Annotated in this window: 20 protein-coding genes; 11 read left to right on the forward strand and 9 right to left on the reverse strand. The window is 43.2% G+C overall.

The window, feature by feature from the left end; all coding sequences use genetic code 11:
• The first annotated feature begins 510 nt into the window (after positions 1–510).
• The 5 genes from M1D52_RS22480 (at position 511) to M1D52_RS22500 (ending at position 4,760) form a co-directional block, all read left to right on the forward strand.
• Positions 511–1,032 (forward strand): GNAT family N-acetyltransferase, encoded by a 522-nt coding sequence (locus M1D52_RS22480; protein ID WP_437393640.1) that lies wholly within the window; start codon positions 511–513, stop codon positions 1,030–1,032.
• A 243-nt stretch (positions 1,033–1,275) separates the two neighbouring features.
• On the forward strand, positions 1,276–2,172 hold the full coding sequence (locus M1D52_RS22485; RefSeq protein ID WP_013665050.1) for an outer membrane protein assembly factor BamD: 897 nt from the start codon (positions 1,276–1,278) through the stop codon (positions 2,170–2,172).
• A gap of 6 nt (positions 2,173–2,178) precedes the next feature.
• Positions 2,179–2,511, forward strand: a complete 333-nt coding sequence (locus M1D52_RS22490) for a DNA-directed RNA polymerase subunit omega (RefSeq protein WP_013665049.1) — start codon at positions 2,179–2,181, stop codon at positions 2,509–2,511.
• A gap of 24 nt (positions 2,512–2,535) precedes the next feature.
• The gene (gene coaBC / locus M1D52_RS22495; RefSeq protein ID WP_437361797.1) at positions 2,536–3,756 is read left to right on the forward strand and encodes a bifunctional phosphopantothenoylcysteine decarboxylase/phosphopantothenate--cysteine ligase CoaBC; all 1,221 of its coding nucleotides are present in this window, start codon (positions 2,536–2,538) and stop codon (positions 3,754–3,756) included.
• A gap of 236 nt (positions 3,757–3,992) precedes the next feature.
• Positions 3,993–4,760 (forward strand): 3-keto-disaccharide hydrolase, encoded by a 768-nt coding sequence (locus tag M1D52_RS22500; protein ID WP_013665047.1) that lies wholly within the window; start codon positions 3,993–3,995, stop codon positions 4,758–4,760.
• 95 nt (positions 4,761–4,855) lie between these two features.
• Here M1D52_RS22500 and M1D52_RS22505 read toward each other — a convergent pair whose 3' ends face one another.
• The 3 genes from M1D52_RS22505 to M1D52_RS22515 are packed head-to-tail and all read right to left on the reverse strand — an operon-like array spanning position 4,856 to position 8,844.
• The gene (locus M1D52_RS22505; RefSeq protein WP_437393641.1) at positions 4,856–6,448 is read right to left on the reverse strand and encodes an MFS transporter; all 1,593 of its coding nucleotides are present in this window, start codon (positions 6,446–6,448) and stop codon (positions 4,856–4,858) included.
• A 1-nt stretch (position 6,449) separates the two neighbouring features.
• Complete coding sequence (locus M1D52_RS22510; protein WP_437393642.1) at positions 6,450–7,502, reverse strand: HlyD family secretion protein; 1,053 nt, start codon at positions 7,500–7,502, stop codon at positions 6,450–6,452.
• 4 nt (positions 7,503–7,506) lie between these two features.
• Positions 7,507–8,844, reverse strand: coding sequence for a TolC family protein (locus M1D52_RS22515; protein WP_437361793.1), 1,338 nt, complete (start codon positions 8,842–8,844; stop codon positions 7,507–7,509).
• Between the two features lie 86 nt (positions 8,845–8,930).
• Between M1D52_RS22515 and M1D52_RS22520 the strand changes: the two genes are divergently transcribed.
• Together M1D52_RS22520 and M1D52_RS22525 are read left to right on the forward strand one after the other, a co-directional pair.
• On the forward strand, positions 8,931–9,746 hold the full coding sequence (locus M1D52_RS22520) for a helix-turn-helix domain-containing protein (protein ID WP_149105195.1): 816 nt from the start codon (positions 8,931–8,933) through the stop codon (positions 9,744–9,746).
• Positions 9,747–9,944: 198 nt separating this feature from the next.
• The gene (locus M1D52_RS22525; RefSeq protein ID WP_437393643.1) at positions 9,945–13,166 is read left to right on the forward strand and encodes a glycoside hydrolase family 2 TIM barrel-domain containing protein; all 3,222 of its coding nucleotides are present in this window, start codon (positions 9,945–9,947) and stop codon (positions 13,164–13,166) included.
• A gap of 78 nt (positions 13,167–13,244) precedes the next feature.
• On the opposite strand, the gene gmd is transcribed toward M1D52_RS22525, so the two are convergent.
• Together gmd and rfbA are read right to left on the reverse strand one after the other, a co-directional pair.
• Positions 13,245–14,381 carry a GDP-mannose 4,6-dehydratase gene (gene gmd, locus M1D52_RS22530; RefSeq protein WP_377613281.1) on the reverse strand — a complete coding sequence of 379 codons (1,137 nt, stop codon included), beginning with the start codon at positions 14,379–14,381 and terminating at the stop codon, positions 13,245–13,247.
• 215 nt (positions 14,382–14,596) lie between these two features.
• On the reverse strand, positions 14,597–15,463 hold the full coding sequence (gene rfbA, locus M1D52_RS22535) for a glucose-1-phosphate thymidylyltransferase RfbA (protein WP_149105192.1): 867 nt from the start codon (positions 15,461–15,463) through the stop codon (positions 14,597–14,599).
• Between the two features lie 319 nt (positions 15,464–15,782).
• Here rfbA and M1D52_RS22540 point away from each other — a divergent pair, with 319 nt between their 5' ends.
• From M1D52_RS22540 to M1D52_RS22550, 3 genes are all read left to right on the forward strand, one after another.
• Positions 15,783–18,209, forward strand: coding sequence for an alpha/beta hydrolase family protein (locus tag M1D52_RS22540; RefSeq protein ID WP_437393644.1), 2,427 nt, complete (start codon positions 15,783–15,785; stop codon positions 18,207–18,209).
• A gap of 75 nt (positions 18,210–18,284) precedes the next feature.
• Positions 18,285–19,826 (forward strand): helicase HerA-like domain-containing protein, encoded by a 1,542-nt coding sequence (locus M1D52_RS22545; protein ID WP_437361785.1) that lies wholly within the window; start codon positions 18,285–18,287, stop codon positions 19,824–19,826.
• 42 nt (positions 19,827–19,868) lie between these two features.
• Positions 19,869–20,777, forward strand: a complete 909-nt coding sequence (locus M1D52_RS22550; RefSeq protein WP_013665037.1) for a nucleotidyltransferase family protein — start codon at positions 19,869–19,871, stop codon at positions 20,775–20,777.
• Positions 20,778–20,863: 86 nt separating this feature from the next.
• Here M1D52_RS22550 and M1D52_RS22555 read toward each other — a convergent pair whose 3' ends face one another.
• The 3 genes from M1D52_RS22555 to folB form a co-directional block, all read right to left on the reverse strand.
• A complete protein-coding gene (locus M1D52_RS22555; protein ID WP_437393645.1) occupies positions 20,864–22,894 on the reverse strand; it encodes a S9 family peptidase in 2,031 nt (676 codons plus the stop codon).
• Between the two features lie 146 nt (positions 22,895–23,040).
• Complete coding sequence (locus M1D52_RS22560) at positions 23,041–24,435, reverse strand: FAD-binding oxidoreductase (protein ID WP_437393646.1); 1,395 nt, start codon at positions 24,433–24,435, stop codon at positions 23,041–23,043.
• 68 nt (positions 24,436–24,503) lie between these two features.
• Positions 24,504–24,878, reverse strand: a complete 375-nt coding sequence (folB, locus tag M1D52_RS22565) for a dihydroneopterin aldolase (RefSeq protein WP_130854398.1) — start codon at positions 24,876–24,878, stop codon at positions 24,504–24,506.
• A 69-nt stretch (positions 24,879–24,947) separates the two neighbouring features.
• On the opposite strand from folB, the gene M1D52_RS22570 reads away from it, so the two are divergent.
• Complete coding sequence (locus M1D52_RS22570) at positions 24,948–25,118, forward strand: hypothetical protein (protein ID WP_013665033.1); 171 nt, start codon at positions 24,948–24,950, stop codon at positions 25,116–25,118.
• Here M1D52_RS22570 and M1D52_RS22575 read toward each other — a convergent pair whose 3' ends face one another.
• The gene (locus M1D52_RS22575; protein WP_013665032.1) at positions 25,119–25,724 is read right to left on the reverse strand and encodes an HAD family hydrolase; all 606 of its coding nucleotides are present in this window, start codon (positions 25,722–25,724) and stop codon (positions 25,119–25,121) included. It abuts the gene before it with no gap.
• Between the last annotated feature and the right edge of the window lie 161 nt (positions 25,725–25,885).

Below are 25,885 nucleotides of genomic sequence, written 5' to 3' on the forward strand. Positions count from 1 at the left end.
TATTTAGGGCTTTAGGTAATAAGCAATAAGCTTTAGGGTATAAGGCTTAAGCGAGCGTACTGCTACTAATAAGGCCGTAAGCTATAGGCGCTAAGCCATATTTCATGTTCTTTATGCTTGACCATAAAGAACCAAACAGTCAAGGCTGCATGTACTTTCGCTAAAGATTTAGGCCCAAAGCTCAATCCTGCGGAGCCGCTCCCGCACGCTAGGCCACCCTTCGCTTCTTCACATGATTTTTACCCAGAGCTATCCTAAATCTTTTTGACGCTCAATTTCATGAGGCCGTTGTTCCCTGCGCGCTAGAGTCCCGTGTGATTTCATCACGCACATCCGGTAACCGGCAACCCTTGCCTACCAGCAGGCACAACCAATAACAAATAACTAGTAACCAATAACTAAACTACTTAACTATTTTCCTACTCAACTACTCTACTACCCAACAATTCAACTAAAAACTCCCAAAATTGGCTAATTTTATCTTCTTTTGCCATAAATTCACTTTAGGCAATGAATATCCAAAAAGACATACTAGTCTACCGCGACGCACAACTCGTTGATCTTCCAACCATTGTATCTATATACAACAGTACGGTGGCCAGCAGGATGGTCACGGCGGATACGGAGGCGGTGACCGTAGAGAGCCGACTACCTTGGTTTAATCAACACAATCCGCTCACGCGCCCGCTTTGGATGGTAGAGACGACGGGCGGCGAAACGATTGGTTGGCTTAGCTTTCAATCCTTCTATGGCCGCCCGGCTTATGATGGCACCGTCGAAATCAGCATTTATATAGATGAAAGCCAACGAAAAAAAGGATATGGAAAAATGATCCTTCGGGAGGCTATCAAACGAGCGCCCGACTTGCAGGTGAGTACCATTTTAGCCTTTATCTTCGCCCACAATATTCCCAGCATCCGGCTTTTCGAGAAAGAAGATTTCCGGGAATGGGGTAATTTTCCGGACATCGCTGTATTGGATGGCATACAACGGAGTCTCGTCATTTTAGGACGGAAAGTGATTAAGGTCTAGGGTTGAAGGCGTAAGGCATAAAGCTTAGCGCGATAACGGTTGAACTTGAAACTAACATCTTAAACCTTACAGCGTAAAGCTTATAACTTAATAGCTTAAAGCTTAGGACTTACAGCTAAAAGGTTAATGTTTGTTAAAATTTTTGCAAATGCCTTACGATGCTATTACTTTGCGTCAAGCAAAACATTTGCTACATATTTTTAATTAACTTATCTTTGCAGAATGTTTATAAACAAGCGTTTAATGATTTGGGCTTCGGCGCTGCTCTTTTCAATTGGGATGATCGGATGTAAGAGCAAGTTTGAAAAGCTACGCACCGGTAATGATAATGTAGCGAAGTACCGGGAGGCTATCAATTTGTACAACAACAAAAAGTACTCAAAAGCGCTTATTCTATTTGAAGACTTATCCAATAAATACCGGGGAAGGCCGGAAAATGAGGAGTTGATGTATTATTTTGCTTACACCAACTATCGTTTACGAGATTATACATCGGCTCGATTCCACTTTAAAAATTTCACCGACCAATACCCTCAGAGCCAACGAGCGGAAGAATGCCGTTTCATGGGGGCTTACTGCTATTATTTAGAATCGCCGGTATATACGTTGGATCAGGAAAACACGTTGAAGGCGATCGAATCACTTCAATTATTCATCAACTTATATCCAAAGAGCGACCGCGCGGAAGAGGCTGCTAAATTCATTCAGGATCTGCGAGATAAATTAGAGCATAAATCATATGCCAATGCCAAGCTTTACCTGGATGTTGGTGATTATAAAGCCGCGGTTATTGCGTTTCAAAATTCCCTACGGGATTATCCGGACACTAAGTACGCTGAAGAAATGGAGTACCTAGCCATCGAAGCGCAATATCTTTATGCGAAGAACAGCCAACTGCCTAGTCAGGAAGCACGTTATCAAGAGGCCGTTGAATTCTCAAATCGATTCATCGACAATTATCCTGAGAGTAAATACAAAAAGGACGCAGAAAGCTTGAAGAAAAATTCGCAGCGCGATATGGAATCGGTTAAAAAACTCATTGCGTCTTTAACACCGAGCCAAAAGAAAAAAGAAAAAGAGAAGGAAGAAGAACTGAATAATCAACCAAGAGGATCGTTACCTCAACAGACATTACAATAAGAAGATATGAGTAATATACAGAAGCATACCATTCCTAACACCACTGTAACCCGCGATTTACGGGAGTTAGATGAAAAAACCGGCAATATTTACGAATCGATCGTTATTATGGGTCGTCGTGCCAATCAGATTGCCACCAACATGAAGGAAGAGCTTCATAGCAAATTAGCAGAATTTGCCACATCCAATGACAATTTGGAAGAGGTATTCGAAAACCGCGAGCAAATCGAAATTTCGAAGCATTACGAGCGTCTTCCTAAACCTACTTTAGTAGCTGTAGACGAATTTTTAAACGATAAGGTTTACTTTAGAAATCCTTCTAAAGAGCAACAAAAGTAAGCGCAACTGATCATTTAGCTTAACATGCTAAAGGGAAAAAAGATTATACTGGGCATATGTGGAAGCATTGCCGCCTACAAAGCCGCGGCTTTAACCAGACTACTGGTTAAAGCCGGCGCTGAAGTACAAGTAGTCATGACACCTGATGCTGTTGAGTTTATTACCCCGCTTACCCTTTCTACCTTATCAAACAAGCCGGTGTTAACGGCTTATTTTGAGAAGAAGACCGGAACCTGGAATCACCATGTGCAGTTGGGCCTATGGGCCGATTTAGTGTTAATTGCTCCGGCAAGCGCAAACACCTTAGCGAAATTGGCCAATGGCTTGTGTGACAATTTGCTTTGCGCAGTTTACTTATCTGCAAAATGCCCCGTCTACCTTGCCCCTGCGATGGACCTGGATATGTGGGCCCATCCAAGTACCCAAAGCAATATTAAGAAATTACAGGAATACGGGAATACGTTAATACCTCCCGGAACGGGCGAGCTTGCCAGCGGATTAGTGGGGGAAGGCCGTTTAGCCGAGCCTGAAGAGATCCTTCGTTTCTTAGAAAAAACACTTGCAGACGCAGCTTCTGAACGGAAAGGCCCTTTAAATGGGAAAAAGGCCTTAGTGAGCGCCGGACCTACACACGAGGCAATTGATCCCGTACGCTTTATTGGGAACCACAGCAGCGGTAAAATGGGTTATGCCATTGCTGAAGCGTTACATCAATTGGGAGCAGACGTGACCTTAGTAAGCGGCCCTACCAGCCTTCCTACTCCGAATGGTGTCAAACGTATTGATGTGGTCTCAGCGAAAGATATGCTAGATGCCTGTTCATTGGCATTTGCGGAAGCTGACATTACCGTGATGAGCGCCGCCGTAGCAGACTATACCCCCGAAACTGTCGCAGATCGGAAAATCAAGAAAAAAGACACGCATTTTACGATCGCCCTAAAAAAGACAACTGATATTTTAGCTACTTTGGGAGCCAGAAAGCAAGCCCATCAGCTCCTAGTAGGTTTTGCACTGGAAACCGACAATGAGCTCGCTAACGCCGTCGGCAAATTGGAGAAAAAGAACCTGGATTTTATTGTCCTCAATTCCATGCAAGACAAAGAAGCCGGCTTTGCGGGCGACCGGAACAAGATTACCATTATAGACCGCAACCACCAACAAGTAACTTTCCCCCTCAAAACCAAGAAAGAAGTAGCCACTGATATTTGTGATTTTATCATTAAGGCTTTAGGCATTAGGCTTTAGGCAATAGACTGTCGATGTTTTCTCAATTACGCAACCCCTTCATCATACATTATCTTGATTGGCTAATTTACTAATTGGCTAATTGTCTGATTGGCTAATTGGCTAATTAACAAATTTGCTACTCAACTAATTCTCCTCTAACCCTTGCTACTTACTATCCGAATAACTACCTTTGATAAACGTACTTTAAACACTAAGTACATATAGCTAATTAAATTAACAACTTATTTACAGCGATGCTTAAAAATCAATTACTTATAGCAGCCCTATTATTGGGAACCGCAGCGTCATCCTTAGCTCAAGAAAAAATGAAACCTGAAGACACCGAAGTATGGGAACCCGTACCACATGTTGTAGCAACGCCTGTTGGGCAGGCTCCTTCGGACGCCATTGTATTGTTTGATGGCAAGGATCTAAGTGCCTGGGAATCACAAAAGAATCCGGGTCAACCGGCCGATTGGCCCGTGGCAGGCGGTGTATTTACGGTTAATAAAAAAGCCGGTAATATTTGGACAAAGCAAAAATTCGGAAGTTATCAGCTCCACCTTGAGTACTATATCCCACAGGATATTGATGGAGAAGGACAAGGGAGAGGAAATAGTGGTTTGTTTTTAGCAGCTATAGGAAATGGTGATGAAGGCTACGAGTTGCAGATCCTGGACTCTTATAACAACAAAACATATGTAAACGGACAGTTAGGTTCCGTTTATAAGCAACGTATTCCCCTAGCAAATCCGGCAAGAAAACCAGGTGAATGGCAAACCTACGATGTGGTTTGGACAGCGCCTACCTTTAAATCCGATGGCTCGGTGGAAACGCCTGCTCGAGTAACGGCATTTGTTAATGGGGTGCTGGTACAAAATAATGTAGAGCTCATAGGCGGTACTCAATATATCGGACGGCCAAGTTACAAGCAACATGGCCCTGCACCGATCATGTTGCAAGCTCACGGCGATCCAAGTAAACCGATCAGCTTCAAAAATATCTGGGTAAGACCATTGTAGTTTAAGGACACAAGTAGCAGGACATAAGACATAAAGTCCTGCTATTTTTACTCTTTCTACTTAACTACTCCCCTACTCAACCACTCAACAATCACCTAAAACCCCGCTGCAGCCGGTTGCTTGTTCTTAACATTAATAATCGTTTTATTGATAATGGGCATGAGCAGTATCAGTACTATGGTAATAACACATATAATCGCCATCAACTGATAATAATCCATGCAGAAACGTAGAAAATCTTGCTTGTGCATACTTTTCGCCAATAAAGCATGTGCTGCGCGCCCAGCCTGATCATGCGGCATCCCGCTGGCTGACAGTGCCTGCTGATATAAAGAAAGTCGTTGTGCTAGCAAGGAATTGCTTTGGTTCAGCCCTTCAGCAAGCTGGTTACTATGTATCTTTTCAAAGTATAACTGGTAAAAATTGAGCGAAGCCAAACTCAATGAGAAGGTACTGAAACGGACAAAGACTCCAATCGCAGAGGCCGATTTGCTTAATGCCGTTGGGACCGAGGAAATGATAAATAGCACAATGGGCCCCATTAATAAACCCGCACCAACTCCCTGCAATATTAGCAATAAGATATAGTGGCTTGGATTAGCTTCGGTAGAAAAAAAATGAACCATCACTGCATGATAAATAGCCAACAGCGCAAAACCGGTACACCAAAGTGCCTGAAGTGATTTCTTTAAAATAACCAATCGGGTCGATATTGTACAACCGATGACAACTCCCAGCATGTTCCACAATAGAAAGCGATAGGTATGAATGGGATCCATGCCCAGAACCTGTGCAAAGTATTGGCTAGTTAGATTAAAGCTACCACGCACAAGATAGAGAATCACTAACAAGAGAAGGCCGATCCAAATATTTTTATAACGAAATATCTCAACATACACATAGGGTCGTTTAAGTGATTTCTGTCGCCAATAATTCATCAATAGCAGCAATGGCACTAAAAAAGCACCATATCGAACCATCGGGTCATCAAACCAGTTCAGCTGCTGTCCGTATACAAGCACATAAGCAAGAAGTACTAAGGCTCCTGCGTATAATACAAAGCTGACCCAGTCCAGCTGGTAAAGCGGTGTCTTACGACTGAGACGCACATTGTGCATAATGCTTAATAACATAATCGCACCGGGTATAATACAAAAGGTAATTGCTTTATAGATCACTTTATAATCATATTGATCAATGAGCGGAGCGGCCATTAAGGAAGTTAAGGGAGCCACACATAAGATCAAACCATAAAAAATGGAGTAGCCAATTTCTCGGGCATGGTCTGATTTGAGTTGTCGGAAAAGTAAGTTTAAGCAGATACTGGTGGTACCGCAATTCACAATCCCCTGTAAGAACCGTATGGGTAGGATTACGCCTAGGTGATGACTATGGTATACGCCATAGGCAAAAACAAGCTGCAAACTCAAGCAGATTAACAAGTACTCTTTCGTGGCGATCCGATTGAAGAAACGGGTTTCCAGGGGTGTGAAAGCCGCAATGGCGGCATAGAAAACTAACAAAGAGAATTGAACGTCAGCTGGCTCAATACCATAGTAGCCAACCGCCGCGGATACATTAGCGGTTGACATGGCAAAAAGCAATAAAGTAGGCAATAAGAGCAGCAGTGTAGTCAGGAAGATTAACCAACGTGGCACCCATGCTTTAAATAATTGTTTATCGGCCATATCATCCTCCTTTTCCAACGCGCACGGTGGCGTTCATGCCAGCATTCAAAAGCTCAATATCTTTTCCTTCGAGACGGATACGGACTGGTATCCTTTGTGCAATCTTCACAAAATTACCGGTCGAGTTATCCGGTGGTAACAGCGAATAACGCGAGCCCGTGGCTCCGGAAAGTGATTCTATTTTCCCATGAAAGATTTTATCGGGATAGGCATCTACCGAGATAGACACTTCTTTGCCTACTCGCATATGCTGGATTTGCGTTTCTTTAAAATTAGCCACAACCCATTTGCCTGAGCTTCGATCGATAATGAAAGCTAAGGTTTGGCCAGGTTGCACCAGCTGTCCGGGTTGGATGCTTCGTCTTCCCATTTTGCCATCGTAAGGGGCACGAATAACGGTATAGCCCGTATTCAAAGCGCTCCGTTGCAACACGGCTTCCCGTCGCTTAATTTCGGCATGCAATACATCGGCCTGTACCCGGATGTCGTTCGCTTTTGATAAAGAAGCTGCATAGGCATCGGTTGCAGCAAGATAATCGGCCTTTGCAACCTCCAAAGCGCTTTGCACAGCTTCTAACTGCTGTTTAGTGGCCGATTCGACCTCGTAAAGCTTCTGATACCGGTTATACTCTTGTTCTTGTTTTACCAATCTCGCCTTAGCGGCACGAATATGTGATTCGTCTACGGCGGCGCCTTTATTAGCCGTTTGAATGTTACTTTGTAAAACGGCAACCTGTGCCCGGGCGTTCATTAAGGAAGCTGCGGCCTCCTCTTGCTGCGCGGCGTATTCGCTATTATCGATGATAACCAGGGTATCTCCTTTGTGGACATTTTGATTTTCCTCGAAGCGAACTTCCTTTATATAACCATTCACCCGAGAGGTTATGGGATTAATATATTCATCTACTTGTGCGTCATTCGTTTCCTCAAAACGATAATAGGAAACGAGCGTACGAAAACCCCAAATGAGCAGGGCAATCACGAGGATCAGGGCGACTGCCGTGGTGATCCGTGTAATTATTTTATCAGATGATGATTGCTTTTGTATTGTCATTGTATTATAAATTGCCAATCGTTCTTTGTAATTTGTAAAATTGTACCTGTGCATTTGCGTGGGCGGTTGATAATTCGAACCGTGATTGCAGTAATTGCGTTTCTGCATCAAGAAAATCTGTTAGTAGCGAAAGCTGATTGAAATAGGTGTTACGCATAATGCGGTAACTTTCTGCCGCCTGCTTGATATTTTCTTTAGCAACTTCAATTTTTTTCATAGCCTCCGTACATCGTAAGTAGGCCTCCTCTACCGCTTGTCTTATTTCGTCATGGGCATTTTCATAGGCTATTTCCTGCTGTTTAAGCGCCAAAGATGCTTCTTGTACCTTGTGTTTGTTAGTGTATAAGCCAGAGATGGGAATACTAAGTTTTATGCCGGCCATTCCGGAGCCGTACAGCGCTAAACTGTAAGGATAAAATTGTATCTGGGGATAGCCATAACCATATTCAGCAAAGAAACCTACCTTAGGGGAGGTATTCGATTTCACTTGTTGCAGGTTGAGGGCACGCAGCTCCTTGGCTTTTCCGGACAATAATCCGTTGAAAGCGTGTGCATGGGCTTCGTCTAAATACGTTTGCAAAGACTGTAATTGAAATGCCGCATGGCCACCGGTGTCAACATCCAGTTGCACCGGCGTGTCGTCAGGTTTACCTATCAAAACATTAAGTCGCTGCCCCGCGATTTTAATACTGTTATTGATTTCTACCAATAACATACGCTGTTTGGACAAACGTAGCTCTGCCCGTAAAACATCGCTTTTAAGGACTGTTCCATTGGCGTAAAGCTGTTTAATTTCCTCCAACTGCTTTTCGCGCTCTTTAATGTCGTGTAATAAAAGTGTTCGATAGGCCTGATTTCTATAAACATCATAATAATGCACAGCTACGCTGAAATGAATATCTGCCGCTGTCCGGTGATGTTCCACCTCAACGATCTCCTGTTCTTTTTTTGCGTACATAATTTCCCGACCGGTTTTACCGCCATTGTAAAGATTGAGATAGGCTTCAGCACCCGCCTTATAGTACTTTCGATCGACCGGAAATTGCTTGGGGGTATGGAAAAGACCATCTTCATAAATCGGCATATTAAACACGTATGCATATTGTCCATGAATTGACACTTCGGGTAAGCGCCCATCCTTTGCGATCTGTAAACGAGCAGCGCTTACCTGCACATCCATTTCACTTATTTGGATTTTTTTGCTGTTAAGGTCAGCCAATTGCCAGGCCTTTTCCAGGCTCAAGGGCTCAGCCCTCATTTGCTGTGTTCTTCCACATACGGGAGACAATAGTGTTATCACCAAGCACAGGCCCAGTTGTATGTTATACTTTAGAAAGTTCATGATTTATTTAATGACACCACAAAGGTCGGGATATTTGGTTTTCTTATTTTTCTCTAAAATGACATACTTTTGCTTAAACACGCCAAATGAAAAGAGTAACGATCAGCGAATATTTATCGGCGCTGGACCAGCACCCGGACAGCACCTATCTGTGGTACAGCCAATATGGTGATCAGCTGGAATTGCACAGTCATCATAAAGGGCAACTCACTTACGTGGAAGGAGGTGTGATCTTTTTACATACGGAAGATCGGTCTTATTTTTTACCGGCAAGACATTATGCCTGGATTCCGGCAGGAGTACGACATCGCTTTTACCATCGATATCCTTCGGTTAAAGTACGTACCATCCACTTTGACCCTAAGCGAACCGATGATGCTTTTTTTAAGAAAATGGGTATCTATCCTGTGAACAACCTGCTGCTTGAAATGCTTCTGTTTTCTGAAAGATGGCATGGTGATATTTTTCCGGGTTCCAAAGCCTATGATTTTCTGAATACAATGAAAAATATCCTGCCGTTAATCAGTTTGCATCCATTGCCCATTGCATTGCCTACCACCGATAACATCCGTTTGCGACCTGTATTGATCTATATCCATCAACATATCGCGGATGATCTGACCTTGGAAGTTTTAGGAAAGGCATTCGGGTTTAGCGAAAGAACCTTATCACGACTATTCAAGACGATTTTGAATATGCCTTTTTTTCAATATCTCAAATTAACCCGAATTATTAAGGCGATGGAACACCTGATTAAAGACGATCTCTCGATTAGCGAAATTGCTTATCGTGTAGGCTACAATAGCATCTCGGCTTTCAGTAATACGTTCTATAGCATCATGGGGCAACGCCCTACCGACTTCCAGCAGCTGAATATCGCCGTTGCTGACGAAGGCACTTAAATCTGCCCGGAAAAAGTGCAGATCACAAAAATTACGCATGCGTAACAATAGCCATACGTTCAGGGCAACTATTACGTTCTAGTAGAGTAAAATGATATCTTTGCCAATCACGATGCTCGCTAGCTTTCGTTAGTTGATGGATTCCGCTGGTTCAGGCTCCTCAATTAGGCGGGCAATAGGCTACTAAAACAAACATACATGAATGCAATAGATCGCTATCTATATAGTCTTATCTTTCTTATAAGCACCGCTTTGCCTCTTGCTGCACAACAGCGGGATTGGGAAAATGAAAAGGTGTTTGAAACCAATAAACTACCCAGTCATGCAACGGCTATTCCCTTTGATAATGAGCAACAGGCTATCGCCAATATCGATTCCAATTCTTCACTCTATAAAAGTTTAAACGGCTTGTGGAAATTTAACTGGGTAAAAAGCCCGAATGAGCGTCCCAAAGATTTCTATAAAAAGGGTTTTAATGATCGTCAATGGAAGGAGCTTAGGGTACCGTCCACATGGGAGGTTAACGGATATGGCACACCTATCTATACCAACATCACTTATCCATTTAAAGTGGAACCGCCCAAAATCATGAAACCTGTTGATACGTCATGGACTAAACACAAGGAACCTAACCCCGTGGGATCGTACAGACGTAAGGTGGAAATCCCTTCTAATTGGGCTGATAAACAGATCTTCCTGAATTTTGATGGCGTGCAAAGCGCCTTCTATGTATGGGTTAATGGCGAAAAAATTGGCTATAGTGAAGGGAGCATGACAGGCGCTTCTTTTGATATTACGGAATATGTTCAAACGGGTCAGAGCAATTTAATTGCCGTTGAAGTGTATAAATGGAGCGACGGCAGTTACCTGGAGGATCAAGATATGTTCCGACTGGGCGGGATTCATCGAAATGTATACTTGAGCGCCGCCCCGAAATTACATATACGCGATTTTTTTCTGAAATCAATACTATCGGATGATCTTTCTTCAGCAACTTTTATAGCCGACACTTGGTTAAGAAATTCCGGAAAAGGCGGCGACGCGGTCGGAAGCTTAAGCGTGAAGATCTTGGACGCGGAAGGAAAGGAAGCGGTACTCTCTTCCAAAATGGAAGAACGGATCAATCGAAAGATTGGATTTGGAAGCCTCTTTGGGAAAAAGGAAGAGGATGCTGCCTATCAATTGAAAAGCACCATCCAAAATCCCAAGTTATGGACGGCAGAAACGCCTTACCTTTATACGGTAATCCTTACCCTGAAAGACAAACAGGATCAGGTCACTGAAGTTTTATCGAGCAAGTTCGGTTTTAGAAAAATTGAAATTAAGAATAGCCGCTTGTATGTAAACAATAAGCCGATCTTATTAAAGGGCGTGAATCGACATGAAACACATCCCGTTTTCGGCAAGGCCGTACCTTATGAAAGTATGTTGGAAGACATCCAATTGATGAAGCAAAATAACATCAATACGGTACGTACTTCTCATTATCCCAACGACCCACGTTGGTACAAGTTATGCGATGAATATGGCCTCTATGTAATTGATGAAGCGGATTTGGAAACCCATGGAGCGAAGGCAGATTTAGGAAATAGCATCAGTTGGAAACCGGCCTACATCGATCGGCACAGGCGGATGGTACAGCGCGATAAAAACCATCCTTCGATCATTATTTGGTCTTTAGGCAATGAGTCTTGGGGCCATGAGAACTTCAAGGCCGCTCGTGAAGCGGTACTGGCGATTGATACGACCAGACCGCTTCATTTTGAAAGTTACAACGAAGTGGCTGACATTGAATCAACCATGTACCCTTCAGTCGCCAGTCTATTGAAGAGCGGACAAACGGCTAGCACCAAACCTTTTTTGATGTGTGAGTATGGCCATGCTATGGGAAATGCCATCGGTAATCTGAAAGAATATTGGGATGTCATCGAAAGTCATCCGCGCCTTATCGGTGGCTGTATTTGGGAATGGGTGGACCATGGCTTGAGCAAACAGATACCGGGGGCCGCGAAGGGGCAAACCTTTTTTGCTTATGGCGGCGACTTTGGTGATAAGCCGAATGACGGAAACTTTTGCATGGATGGTATATTGACACCGGATAGAAAACCGACGGCCAAGTTGGAAGAAGTGAAAAAAGTGTATCAATATGTAAGCTTCACGGCAGCAAATCTTGCGGAAGGAAATGTCCGTGTAAAGAATAAATATGCTTTTCTGGACTTGAACAATTTTACATTGGATTGGGTACTAACAGAGGATGGCAAGGAGGTTCAGCAAGGCGTACTCTCGCCGCTGAATCTGGCACCGGGCGATAGCAGCATCTTACGTGTGCCCATCAAGCAACCGCTCTTAGCTCCGGGGGCATCTTATCATTTGCAACTTTCTGTTAAATCAACTAAGGATGAGCGATGGGCTCCGAAAGGGACCGTGGTAGCAACGGAACAGTTTGAAATGCCCTACCGAGCGCCGGTACAAGTTGCCTACTTGGATACGGTGACCACACTGCCTGATATTATTGTACTCCAAAAAGAAGATGAGGTTACCTTAATCGGCAAAGAGTTCCATGTAGGATTCAATCGCAATAATGGCATGATTTCATCCTTGGCTTATCGAAATAACCAACTGATCGAAGGTCTCGGAAATGGCTTGAAATTGAACATCTATCGGGCTACGCTTGATAACGACCGCGATAAAGATTGGGGACAGGCGATTCCGTGGGAAAAGGAGGGATATGACTCCCTGTCGTTTAAGGTAAATGATTTCAACATCAATCAAAGCAACCGTAAGTCGGTTCAGGTTACCGCATCGGTAATCGCAAGTACCAAGTCCGGGTATGAAATTCCGCTCAATCTTGTATACACCGTGTACGGAAACGGCATTATACATGTCTCGGCCTTTATCAACCCCAACAAAGATGGACTACCCCTGGCAAGGATTGGTTTTAGCGCAACCGTCAATGGGCGACATAATACTGTTGAATGGCTGGGGCGAGGGCCGCATGAGAATTATATCGACCGTAAGCAGGCTGCCTTTTTTGGTCGTTACCAAAGTACCGTGGAACAGTTAGGAAGCAATTATATGCGCCCCCAAAGTATGGCGAACCGAGAAGATACGAAGTGGGTAAAGCTTACGAATACGAATAACCAGGGAATGATCGTTGTTGCAGACAATAAACTCGGCTTTAGTGCTTCTCATTATACCGAAAGGGATTTGCATAAGGCCAAGCATCCTTATGAGTTAAAGGCAAGGCCGGAAGTTATATTACATATTGATTATGCGCAACGAGGGGTAGGTAATGGTAGTTGTGGACCGATTACGCTGCCGCAATACCAAATTGCCAAAGAACCCATCAACTTCAGCTTTAGCTTGCTCCCTTATAGTATGATGGACGGGGATGCAGCAGACTATGTTAGAAGAAACTAGAGACGTAGGGGGTTAAGGCATAAGGTTTAGAAGGTTGTGCAGGTCGTACACCTTAAACCTTATACCTTAAATACCCTGCTACTCAAAGTAATTCATCGTTTTAAAGCCGCCCTTTTTAAGGTATTCCTCTTTACGCATGAGGTGTAGATCAGACTCCATCATGTCAGCTACCAAGCTTTCGAGATTGTATTTTGGTTTCCATCCAAGTTTAGTCTGCGCTTTTGTGGCATCGCCGATAAGTAAATCGACTTCCGTTGGTCTAAAATAAGTAGGGTCTACTTTAACAACCGTTTGACCGAATTTGATGTTAGCCGGGTCTATTCCGAGCGCCGTCAATCTTTGCTCATCTGCATCTATAACAACACCCTTCTCCTGCTCATCCTTTCCACTGAATTCAATTTCGATACCTACATGGGCAAAACTCATTCGCACAAAATCACGTACGGTAGTCGTAACACCTGTCGCAATTACATAATCCTCCGCCTGCTCCTGCTGGAGAATCAGCCACATGGCTTCAATATAATCTTTAGCATGCCCCCAATCGCGTTGCGCAGAGAGATTCCCTAAATATAACCGGTCTTGCAATCCTAACGCAATCTTGGATACAGCGCGGGTAATCTTTCTCGTCACAAAAGTTTCGCCCCTTATTGGGCTTTCATGATTAAATAGAATACCATTACATGCGTACATTTTATAGGCTTCACGGTAATTGACCGTTATCCAATAGGCATACAATTTTGCTACCGCGTAAGGAGATCGGGGATAGAACGGAGTTGTTTCACTTTGAGGTACCGCTTGTACGAGCCCATAGAGTTCAGAAGTGGAAGCTTGGTAGATACGGCATTTCGCTGTCATTCCTAACAATCTGACTGCTTCCAATAAGCGGAGCATACCTAAACCATCGGCATTGGCTGTATATTCGGGGGTATCAAAACTGACCTTTACATGGCTTTGGGCTGCAAGGTTGTAAATTTCATCCGGTTGGGTTTCCTGCACTAAACGAATCAGATTCGTTGAATCGGTCAAGTCGCCGTAGTGCAAAGTAAATTTCGGATTCGCTTCATGGGGATCCTGATAAAGATGGTCGATCCGATCTGTGTTAAAAAGCGAGCTTCTCCGCTTCACACCGTGGACACGGTAACCCTTTTTTAGCAGAAATTCGGCTAAATATGCACCGTCCTGTCCGGTAATTCCTGTTATTAATGCTGTTTTCATTTTTATAGCAATCAGCTGTCAGCTATCGACCGCCAGCCTTTTTTTGTTAGTCTTTTGAATCCTTCCCTCCAGCTGTTTTCACGTGATAGAAATAATTGAATTTGCGATCCAACCGCTCACTGGCTAGCCGTACCGGAAAACGTAAAACACCTCTTAACGTAAATCATCACATTAGCTAATCATCAAATTGGCTAATTGGCTATTTATCGATTCACCTACTTCCCTCCCACCAGTCGCAATAGGTATTCCCCATAACCACTCTTTACCAAAGGTTCAGCGATGGTCCGTAATTGATCGGCGTTAATATATTTCATACGATAGGCTACTTCTTCGATGCACCCTATTTTCAAGCCCTGGCGCTCCTCAATAACTTGCACGAATTGACCTGCCTGCATTAAAGAAGGAATGGTACCCGTGTCCAACCAGGCCGTGCCACGACTGAAAACCCCTACTTTTAAACGACCCGCTTCTAAATATTTTTTATTCACGTCAGTGATCTCATACTCACCCCTTGCAGACGGCTCGATATTCTTGGCAATCGATACGACCGAGTTATCGTAGAAATAAATACCCGGAACGGCATAATTTGATTTGGGTTCTTTTGGCTTTTCTTCGATCGATAGCACATTCTTGTCCTCATCGAACTCAACAACACCATAACGTTCGGGATCGGACACGGGATAAGCGAAAACGACGCCGCCTTCCGGATTAACACTCTGTTGCAACAACTTAGACAAGCCATCACCATAAAAAATATTATCTCCCAAAATCAGCGCCACCTTATCCTCACCGATAAATTCTTCTCCTATAACAAAGGCTTGCGCTAAGCCATTGGGTTCCGCCTGAACGGCATAAGAAAACTTGCAACCAATCTGCGAGCCATCGCCTAACAATTTTTCAAAGTTGGGCAAATCGTGTGGCGTGGATATAATCAAAATCTCATTTATACCCGCTAGCATCAGTGTTGATAAGGGGTAGTAAATCATCGGTTTGTCATACACAGGCATCAGTTGCTTGCTTACCGCCAGTGTTAAGGGATGTAAACGGGTACCTGATCCTCCTGCTAAAATAATACCTTTCATGAATTATATTTTTTCTTATTTAGATGATTGTTCTATTCTTTTTTCCAATTATTTTATCGTAAAAGTATTGATTTTTTGCCATATCAAAGAACGATGGATAAACAAGCCCGGATTTCCCGTTCAACTTACATTGGTCCTTGCAATTAAAAGAACGTATTTACACATATGGCACTTCGTTCTTAACGGCGAATACTCAGTTTTTTATATCTCATGTTAGGTATTTCGGGCAATTATTGGCATATTGCAGCTATTTTTAATCACCTAATATAATTGGCTCACGATCGACCATTTTAACAGTATTTTAATTAAAATAATATACATGAAGAAAACACTACTTAGCCTCTTAATTTTTGCTGCTACTATATCCACCCGAGCGCAGGAGCAAAAGGGTTATCAAAGCCCACCCGCCAGTATTCAAGAGCTCTTGAACGCACCGAATACACCGGTTGTCCGGTTTAATAAAAGTGGTACCAAGTTATTGCTTTTACGCGTGCCTGATTATCCATCCATTGAAGATGTTTCCCAGCCCATTCTTGGCCTCGCAGGTTTACGTATTAATCCATTGAATAATTCTTCAGCCGTATCTACTACTTATACATCGATGGCGATCCAAGAAGTAAATTCAACCAATGAAAAACTGGTGGAAGGTTTACCAAAGTCGGCAAAGATTGGCAATATTACTTGGAGTCCGAATGAACAGTATCTTGCTTTCACAAATGCAACAAAAGAAGGAGTAGAGCTGTGGCTCGTCGATATCGAAAAGTTACAGGCCAAAAGAATATCCGAAAGATATGTAAATGACGCCTATGGGCGGACCTTACAATGGGCTCCTGAGGGTAATCAATTATTGGTACAACTACTTGTAGATGCAAGAGGTACGCAACCCCGGGAGAGCCTGGTCCCCAATGGACCGATTATTCAGGAGAACATTGGCTTGACGGCTCCATCCAGAACTTATCAGAATCTGCTAAAGAATCCTTACGACGAGACGCTTATGGATTACTTCTTAACTTCTCAACCCGCCTTGGTAAGTCTAAACGGTGAAGTGGAAAAGATCTTAGCTCCAGGAATTTACCGTGACCTAGCTTATGCTCCCAACGGTAAATATATACTTGCTCAAAAGGTGATACGTCCGTATTCTTATTTAGTGCCTATTTATTCCTTCCCATTTGAAAATATTATTTATACCGCTTGGGGAAAGGAAGTGAAAAAATTGGCGACATCTCCTTTAGCTGAAAATCTTCCAACCGGCTTTGATGCTGTCATTAGTGGCGCTAGGGAGTTTGGATGGCGGACCGATGCACCTGCCACTTTATACTGGGTAGAAGCACAGGATGGAGGTGACCCAAACAAAGAACAAGCCATCCGCGATGTAGTCTTTACCTTGAAAGCACCTTTTAATCGAGAGGCCGTTGCATTGACGTCAACCACTTTGCGATATCAAGGGATTGAATGGGGCAATAAGCAGTATGCTGTTTTAAAAGAAGAGTGGCGGAAAGATAGAAAAGAAAAGATGACGCTGATCCACCCGGAAACGGGAAAGATCGTTAAAGTCATTGCCGACCGCTCGTCTGAGGACAGTTATACCGATCCAGGCCAGTTCGTACATGCTGACGGGCCTTACGACAGACCTGTCCTGTTATTCGAAAAAGAAGCAGAGCCTATGGCTTTCAGTATAGGAGTCGGATCTTCTCCGGAGGGCGATCGTCCCTTTTTGATGAAGTGGGGTTTGTTAAGCGATCGAAAGGACACCCTCTTTAAGTCTAAGGCCCCCTATTATGAAGAGCCCTTATTTTTTAATAATAAAGGCGTTGTATATGTTTCCCGCGAGTCCGTAGAACAAGCACCGAACATTTACCGGATAGATTTGAAAAATGGCAATGGTATGTCGTTGACTACCTTTCCCGATCCTTATCCAAGTCTCAAAGGAGTTAGTAAACAGCAGTTATCTTATCCGCGTAAGGATGGCATTAAACTAACAGCAACCTTGTATTTACCCAAGGGTTATACCAAGGAACAAGGCCCGCTACCGGTTTTGATATGGGCTTACCCTAAAGAGTTTAAAAGTTTAAAGGCAGCAGGACAGGTAAAAGGCTCTCCATACCGTTTTACACGGCTTGCTTTTCGATCGCCCGTCTATTGGGTAACCCGTGGCTATGCGATTTTGGATCAAACCGACATGCCTATTGTGGGTGAAGGCAAAGAAGAGCCCAATGATACCTTTATCCAGCAAATTCAAGATAATGCGCAAGCCGTAATTGATTATGTTGTGGATATGGGTATTGCCGATCGAAACAGAATTGCTGTTGGAGGGCACTCTTATGGAGCTTTTATGACGGCAAATCTGTTAGCCCATACCAATCTTTTTGCTGCGGGAATAGCTCGAAGTGGTGCGTATAATAGAACCCTTACACCTTTCGGCTTTCAGTATGAATCGAGGACCTATTGGGAGGCTCCCGAGGTGTATTACCAAATGTCGCCTTTCAGCTATGCAAATAAAATAAAAACACCTTTATTGATGACCCATGGCTTGGATGATGAAAATTCCGGAACTTTCCCTATACAAAGTGAAAGACTTTACAACGCCATTAAAGGCCATGGAGGAACGGTCCGTTTAGTACTGCTCCCGAAGGAGTTCCATGGTTATCGAGCAAAGGAATCCATTATGCATACATTCTGGGAAATGGATTGTTGGCTTGAAAAATATGTCAAGAATAGAAAAGTAACCGATAAACAAACGGAATAATAATTGCAAAGGCGAAATTGCCAATTTTGTAAGCAATAAAAATTGTGTAATTTGCATCGGCTTAAATTATTAAATATGGCTGATATCAACCAGTTTATTGCAAAAATAACCGCTTCCTATCAACCGAAGGGCGAATTTATCTATCTTGGGGCCGGGATACTGGATGGAAACATTGTAGCACAAGCAGAGGTAAATCTTGCTTTAAAGATGATGAATCGGCATGGCCTGATTGCGGGCGCGACCGGTACCGGAAAGACACGTACACTTCAGCTCATTGCTGAGCAATTATCGGATGCCAATGTGCCTGTTTTTATGCTCGATGTAAAAGGCGATTTATCGGGTTTACATGAACCCGGAAAAACGAATGCGGCATTGGAAGAGCGGGGACAAGCGCTCGGGAGGCCTTTTGTGCCGTCGGGTTTTCCTATTGCGCTTTATTCGCTTTCGGGAGATCTTGGTGCACCGATGCGCGTCAAGATCAGTGATTTTGGACCGATCTTATTGGGACGGATTCTCGAGTTGAATGATACACAGACAGGCGTTCTTTCCGTTTTATTTAAGTATGCGGCGGACAAATCCTACCCTGTAATAGATCTGGAAGATCTAAAGAAATTATTAAATTACTTAACGTCAGAAGATGGTGCGCTCGAAATAAAGGAGAGCTACGGAAAAATCAGCAGTGCTACCTCTACTACCATTTTACGCAAAATCGTGGCTATAGAGCAACAAGGGCTTGGCCACATTTTTGGAGAGCCTGCATTGGACCTAAACGATTTGTTTGAACGCGTAGATGGGAAGGGGGTCGTCAGTCTGCTGAATATTTCGGATATTCAAAGTCAACCGCTTTTATTTTCTACTTTTCTGTTAAGCTTACTATCCCAATTGTTTGAACAGATGCCGGAAGTAGGCGACTTAGATAAACCTAAGCTTATCTTCTTTTTTGATGAGGCACACCTTCTCTTCAATGGAGCTTCGAAAGCGTTTTTGGGTAAAATAGAGCAAATTATCCGCCTCATACGATCAAAAGGAATAGGTGTATTTTTTTGCACGCAAGCAGCTACTGATGTGCCTGACACCGTATTGGGCCAACTGGGAAATCGCGTTCAGCATGCCTTACGAGCGTTCACACCGAATGATGCGGAAGCATTGCGCAAAACAGCAAAAACCTATCCGCATTCCGACTTTTACGAAATAGACAAAACCCTAACCGGTTTAGGTACCGGACAGGCCATCATTACGGTCTTAAATGACAAAGGAATCCCCACGGAAGTGGTAGCGACTCACCTTATTCCGCCGAGAGCGGTCATGGGGCCTTTGGATAAAGCTAGCTACGATGCTCTGGTAAATGAGTCGGCCATTTATGGCAAATACAAGGAGGCTGTTAACACACGAAGTGCAGCTGATATATTGGAGGAAAATGAAAAGGAAACAATCGTAGCGGAAGAGGAAAAACCGATACAAAAAAAAGGGGCAGGTAGTAGCTCGAGAGAAACACCTATGGAGGCCATGGCTAAGAGCGCATCACGGACACTCGGACGTGAGGGCATCAAGTTTTTAACCAAACTCGGAACTGCAATTATAGCGTCGCTTATTGGCGGAAAAAAAAGAAAAAACTAAAGAAAAACAACAACGTTAACTAATAATAAATTAAAGAAAAGAATGAAACCCACCTTATTGATTTTAGCAGCAGGTATGGCTAGCCGTTACGGAAGTATGAAACAAATCGATGCCTTTGGTCCCAATGGGGAAACGATCATTGATTATTCGATTTATGATGCGATCAAGGCGGGATTTGGAAAGGTAAGCTTTATTATCCGTGAAGAGTTTGCCGAACCATTTAAAGCTATTTTTGAACCTAAACTAAAGGGAAAAATAGAAACTGACTATGTTTATCAAGGCACGGATCTTCGAAAATATGGCATTGATAAAGATATTGAAAGAGCAAAACCTTGGGGAACGGCACATGCTGTTTTAGAGGCCCACAATCAGATAAACGAACCTTTTTGTGTGATTAATGCGGATGATTTTTACGGTTATGATGCTTTCGAAAAAATGGCGAAATTTTTGACTACGGAGGTGTCGGACGAAACATTCTCGTTGATGGGCTATCAGGTTGATAAAACCTTATCAGACCATGGTACTGTTTCACGGGGTGTATGTGCGGTGAACAGTCAAGGAAATATGACGGCCATTAATGAACGCACGCAAGTGTACTTCAAAGAGGTTAACGGCGAAAAGAAAGTTTTTTATGAGGAAAATGGTGTAGAGACTGAAATCCCCAACGATACACGTGTATCTATGAACTTTTGGGGCTTTACACCGGCTGTATTTGAAGAAACGAAAAAGCTTTTTATCGATTTTGTAGAAGCCAATCAGCACAATCCGAAAGCAGAATTTTTTATTCCTTTAGTAGCTGATAGTCTAATCCAATCCGGCAAAGCGGCTTTTAAAGTAATTCCAACGGCTGAAGAGTGGTTCGGTGTTACTTATAAAGAAGATAAACCGATTGTTCAAAAGTGTATTTCTACGCTCGTTGAAAAAGGAGTTTATCCTGCTAAGTTATTTTAGTAGAGGTGTAAGGTATAGGGCATAAGGCATAAGCTTAATTATACCTTTATAACCCTATACCTTTGGCCTTTCGTTCCTTCAACCTCTTAAAGCGTTTCCTTCAACCAAGTGAAGAATTCACGTTGCCATACAATGGCATTCTGAGGTTGCAATACCCAATGGTTCTCTTCGGGGAAATAAAGTAATCTGCTTTTTATTCCTTTAAGCTGCGCCAACTGGAAAGCTCCTAAACCTTGTTCGATGCCCACACGAAAATCCTTCCCGCCCTGTACAATTAATATAGGCGTGTCCCATTTATCTGCGTAGCTTATCGGATTAAATTGTGTATAAGCTTTCGGTATGGGTTGCTGCCAATAGTTGCCTCCCAGTTCCTTGTTGGCAAAGAAAAGTTCTTCCGTAGTGCCATACCAACTGCGTGTATCGAAGAGGCCATCATGTGCAATAAAGGTTTTGAATCTATTTTGGTGTACTCCTGCAAGCATAAATACCGAATAGCCTCCGTAGCTTGCACCTACTGCACCCAATCGATTTTTGTCGACATAAGGCTCTTTGGCTACATCATCAATGGCACTTAAATAATCGCGAATAGGCTGTCCTCCCCAATCGCCGCTAATAGAGCGATTCCATTCCACACCGTGTCCGGGCATTCCTCTCCTGTTGGGTGCTACCACAATATAGCCTTGTGCGGCGATTAACTGCATATTCCATCGGAAAGAGTAGAATTGCGATAAAGCTGCCTGTGGCCCGCCTTGACAATACAACAAAGTCGGATATTTCTTATTGGCGTCAAAATCAGGTGGGTAAATGACCCACGAAAAGAGATCTTTTCCGTCTGTTGCTTTGGTGGTACGACCTGCCACCCTGCTCTGGGCGATCGAAGCATTCAATTCATCGTTTACATGGCTCAATTGCTTCAGTTCTTTAGATTTACGGTTAAATGTGTAGAGTTCGGCTGCATGGTTCATATCGGTCCGACTTACAAGCAATAGGTCACCGCTTTCACCATTTACCGAAGTGATATCATAATCGCCCTTGGTTAATTGTTTCACCTGTTTAGCGCCAACTTTGCTTAAATCTTTTGAAAGTGCGATTTCAAAAAGTTGAATCGTTCCTGCGGTGGGCGCTGTAAACCAAATTTTGGAGCCGTCTGCACTCCAAAGGAAACCACCTACCGTCTCATCCCAATCCTTGGTTAAGTTATAGGTTGTTGACGTATTCAGATCGCGGACAATTAGATCATTTTTATCCGATTCATAACCATCTTCTTTCATGCTCAACCAAGCCAGGTAGTTAGCATCCTTACTAAAAGCCGGCGCTACATCGTAACCCATCATTCCGTCGCTTAGATTTTTGGTTTGTTTGCGCTCGATATCGTAAGCATAGAGATCGGTATTGGTACTTTGTGCATAGTCTGTTCCGAATTTCTTTTTGCAAACATAGATGATTTGCTTACTGTCGGGGCTCCAAACCATATCTTCCGCACCTCCGAATGGTTGTTGCGGGGTGAAGTAAGGCTCATCAGCCATGATGTCAACCGGCTCGCCAATTATGCCGTTTTGATAGCTTGCATAAAAAACGTGGGAAAACTTCCCATTAAACCAAGTGTCCCAATGGCGATTATTCAAGGAATTGAAAATGTAGGCATCGGATTTCTTAAGATCCTCATACTTATCGGCGCTTTGCACTTTTTGCAAGGCTACTTCCTGAGAGAATAAGATATACTGTCCATTGGGTGAAATTTTAACATTACTCAATTCCCCATCAAATTTCGTCAGCTGTTTAGGTTCTTCTTTACCCGATTCCAGAAGCCACAATTGGCCCTTACTTAAGTAAAGTATATTGCCGTTTTGTTCCAAATGGACGAGTGTTTCACCTCCTTGGCTTTTAGTCAGTTGCAAGGCCTTGCCACCATTTAACGGAATTTTATAAAGATTACGTTCACTATTATTTTCCGCCAGATTGTAGTGTGTAACGCCATAAATGGCATATTTCTTATCGGGCGTTACCGCCTCTGCGCTAACCCGTCCCAATTTCCATAATAGTTCGGGCGTGAGCGGTTGCTGTGCTTTTACAGATCCTGCTGCCAAAATAGTCGCTAAAATTAAGGTTTTGTTCATGTGTGCGAAAAGTTCAAAAGTCAAAATTAAAAATTCAAAAGGAAAAAAGCTACCGATCGCATCTGCTCATTGGCTGGCTTTCACTATATCTAAGCTATAAACACCGTACTTTACGGGTGTGCCCGAGCTCCGCTTGCCGGACACCATTAAAATATCTTTCCCGGATTCAGGATGCCTTTCGGGTCAAACACCTTTTTAATACCGCGCATGAGGTCTAAATGGAGGGCGGAATACTTTAAGGGCATATATTCTTTTTGAACCAAACCGATACCATGTTCGCCGGAAATAGTTCCGCCCAGCTCGATGGTTAAGTCGAATATTTCTTTGATTCCTTCCTTCAGCTTATGGTGCCAGTCGTGCTCAGTCATTTCTCCCTTGATGATATTAACATGCAGATTGCCATCGCCCGCATGACCGTAACAGATCGATTCAAAGCCATAGCGTGTGCCGATTGCTTTGATACCTCTAATCAAGGTGGGCAGCGTTGCACGTGGAACTACCGTATCTTCTTCTTTATAAATGGAATTGGCTTTCACCGATACAGGCATGGTACGACGTAGGCGCCACAAGGTTTCTTTCTGGTTAGCCGTGTCTGCCAACAAAACATCCAAGCAGTTTTTTTCTTCCAGTACTTCGTTCACCTCTTCACATTGCAGCATCAGCTCGTCGAGGCTATTTCCATCCAACTCAATTAATAAGAAAGCTTCCATTTCCGGAAGAAGATTAAATTGAACCTGATCGTAAGAGATGACCCATTCAACGCCCCTTCGCTCCATAAACTCTACAGCGGATGGAATAATACCTTTTCTAAAAATGGCACCAACTGCTTCGCAGGCTTCCTCATTGGATGCAAAGGAAGCGAAAAGTAATAAGTCTTGCTTAGGTTTCGGAATTAATTTAAGCACTGCTTTACAAATAATACCCAAGGTGCCTTCTGAACCGATAAATAGTTGAGTAAGGTTATAGCCCGACGCATATTTCAAGGTGTTTGCACCTGTCCAAATCAGTTCTCCCGTAGGGAGGGCCACCTGTAAATTGAGTACATATTCGCGGATTGTTCCGTATTTCACAACACGCGGGCCGCCGCTGCCATGAGAAATGTTCCCGCCGATGAAGCAAGACCCTTTGCTGGCCGGATCAACGGGGTACAGAAGGTCCTTCGTAGCAGCTAAATTGATTAACTCTTCTGTAACAACGCCGGGTTCAACAGTCGCCTGCAAATTTCTTTCATCGATGGCTATAATCTTGTTCATACGTTGCATCGCGATCATCAAGCCTCCATAAATAGCCAGGGAGCCGCCCGATAGCCCGGTACCGGCGCCCCGAGGTGTAACAGGGATGCTGTGCTCATGGCAGATTTTTAGCAGAGCAGCTACCTCTTCTGCCGTTTCCGGTAGGGCAATAAGGTCTGGTGAATAGTGTAAATCTTCTGTCTCGTCATGCGCGTAGTCTTGCAATACAGCGGGATCGCTCACTAAACGATCTTCGTTTATCGCCTGCTTGAATAATTGCAGAATATCCGGTGTAATTTTATTCAACATGTTTTAGCGTTCAGCTTTCGGCTGTCAAAAGTCAGCCCGATTTCGGTTTATATTACGAAGCTATAACCTTAAGTGCCCGATTGCCAGTATAAACTTACTTCAGCAGTTGCAGCATCTCCACCGAAAGGCGGATTACTTTTTCTTAGGGATACCTCTATTTCATTTACCTCATGGAAATTTACCTTAATACTATTGAGTATGTTATCCACAACCGTTTCCAACAGTTTTTTCGGTTGAGCCATCTCCTCTTTAGCAATGCGATAAAGCTCTTCGTAATTGATCGTTTTCACCAAATTATCATCCGTATTCAATGTAGGGTTGCTTACAAAGCAAATGATATCTAAAAAAAACTCGTTTCCAAGCATCTGCTCTTCGTGATAATAGCCATGGTAAGCATAAAAACGAGCATTTGTTAGTGCTATTTTTCTCTTATATTGCTCCATCCAACAAACTTAAGCATTTTCCTACTCAAAACTTTTTGCCTGTCGGATGGTTGTATAAAAAAAGATTTTATGAGTCGAAGCAATTATATCATTTGGCCGGCAGCAATTATCCTGCTCACAAGCATTAGCAGTTGTGACTTTATTGCCGGAGTATTTAAAGGCGGCGTGTATGTTGGCGTCTTTTTAGTTATCATCGTCATTGCCATTATCGTATGGCTGATCAGTAAAGCAAGGCGTTAGTTATAAAACCTGTAAACGAATCAGTTCTTCTTTCAACTGATCGGGGTTTTCAAAAGTAATACTTTGTATACCGAATTGACGGGCCGCATCTGTGTTTCTTATATTGTCATCGATAAAAAGGCATTCATTCGCCATTAAATGATATCGATCCAGCAATAACTGATAGAAGGCGGGATGTGGCTTTCTTAAACGTTCGGTACCTGAAACTAGGATGCCGTCAAAAAGGCTAAAGAAGTCAAATCGCCGTAGAGCAATGGGGAATGTTTCTGCCGACCAATTCGTGAGTCCGAACAATTTGTGTTTTCCGGATTTTTTCAACTGTTCCAAGATCGCAACGGTTCCTGCTATCGGTCCTGCCAACATCTCTTCCCAACGGCCATAATAGGCTTCAATTAGCTCCTTTTTTTCCGGAAAACATTGAACAAGGGCCTCAGTTCCTTCCTTGAGGGTTCGGCCTTCATCTTGCTGCTCATTCCAGTCGGATGTACAAATATTCCCCAGGAATTCCTCCATCGCTGCCTCCTCAGCAAAAAGTTTTTTATAAAGATACTTGGGGTTCCAGTCGACTAAAACGCCTCCGAAATCGAAGATAATATTCTTGAACATAGCTAAAGTTTATTGGCTAAACTTAGCTAATTTGTCTGAATATGCAAAAAAGCGCTACACTTGTTTGTTCCCAAAAAGGAACTAATAAAAACATGCGAAACACAATTATCGAACATAAAAAAAGCCGCAATGAATATTGCGGCTTCTTTATTAAGAATTGA

The sequence above is a fragment of the Olivibacter sp. SA151 genome, assembly GCF_054130995.1.

Coding starts and splice junctions, on each gene's coding strand:
- coaBC (WP_437361797.1), top strand. CDS start 2,536: ATGCTAAAGGGAAAAAAGATTATACTGGGCATATGTGGAAGCATTGCC.
- M1D52_RS22540 (WP_437393644.1), top strand. CDS start 15,783: ATGAAGAAAACACTACTTAGCCTCTTAATTTTTGCTGCTACTATATCC.
- M1D52_RS22490 (WP_013665049.1), top strand. CDS start 2,179: ATGAGTAATATACAGAAGCATACCATTCCTAACACCACTGTAACCCGC.
- M1D52_RS22560 (WP_437393646.1), bottom strand. CDS start 24,435: ATGTTGAATAAAATTACACCGGATATTCTGCAATTATTCAAGCAGGCG.
- M1D52_RS22480 (WP_437393640.1), top strand. CDS start 511: ATGAATATCCAAAAAGACATACTAGTCTACCGCGACGCACAACTCGTT.
- M1D52_RS22505 (WP_437393641.1), bottom strand. CDS start 6,448: ATGGCCGATAAACAATTATTTAAAGCATGGGTGCCACGTTGGTTAATC.
- M1D52_RS22550 (WP_013665037.1), top strand. CDS start 19,869: ATGAAACCCACCTTATTGATTTTAGCAGCAGGTATGGCTAGCCGTTAC.
- M1D52_RS22500 (WP_013665047.1), top strand. CDS start 3,993: ATGCTTAAAAATCAATTACTTATAGCAGCCCTATTATTGGGAACCGCA.
- M1D52_RS22570 (WP_013665033.1), top strand. CDS start 24,948: ATGAGTCGAAGCAATTATATCATTTGGCCGGCAGCAATTATCCTGCTC.
- M1D52_RS22555 (WP_437393645.1), bottom strand. CDS start 22,894: ATGAACAAAACCTTAATTTTAGCGACTATTTTGGCAGCAGGATCTGTA.
- M1D52_RS22485 (WP_013665050.1), top strand. CDS start 1,276: ATGATTTGGGCTTCGGCGCTGCTCTTTTCAATTGGGATGATCGGATGT.
- folB (WP_130854398.1), bottom strand. CDS start 24,878: ATGGAGCAATATAAGAGAAAAATAGCACTAACAAATGCTCGTTTTTAT.
- M1D52_RS22525 (WP_437393643.1), top strand. CDS start 9,945: ATGAATGCAATAGATCGCTATCTATATAGTCTTATCTTTCTTATAAGC.
- M1D52_RS22510 (WP_437393642.1), bottom strand. CDS start 7,502: ATGACAATACAAAAGCAATCATCATCTGATAAAATAATTACACGGATC.
- M1D52_RS22545 (WP_437361785.1), top strand. CDS start 18,285: ATGGCTGATATCAACCAGTTTATTGCAAAAATAACCGCTTCCTATCAA.
- M1D52_RS22520 (WP_149105195.1), top strand. CDS start 8,931: ATGAAAAGAGTAACGATCAGCGAATATTTATCGGCGCTGGACCAGCAC.
- gmd (WP_377613281.1), bottom strand. CDS start 14,381: ATGAAAACAGCATTAATAACAGGAATTACCGGACAGGACGGTGCATAT.
- M1D52_RS22575 (WP_013665032.1), bottom strand. CDS start 25,724: ATGTTCAAGAATATTATCTTCGATTTCGGAGGCGTTTTAGTCGACTGG.
- rfbA (WP_149105192.1), bottom strand. CDS start 15,463: ATGAAAGGTATTATTTTAGCAGGAGGATCAGGTACCCGTTTACATCCC.
- M1D52_RS22515 (WP_437361793.1), bottom strand. CDS start 8,844: ATGAACTTTCTAAAGTATAACATACAACTGGGCCTGTGCTTGGTGATA.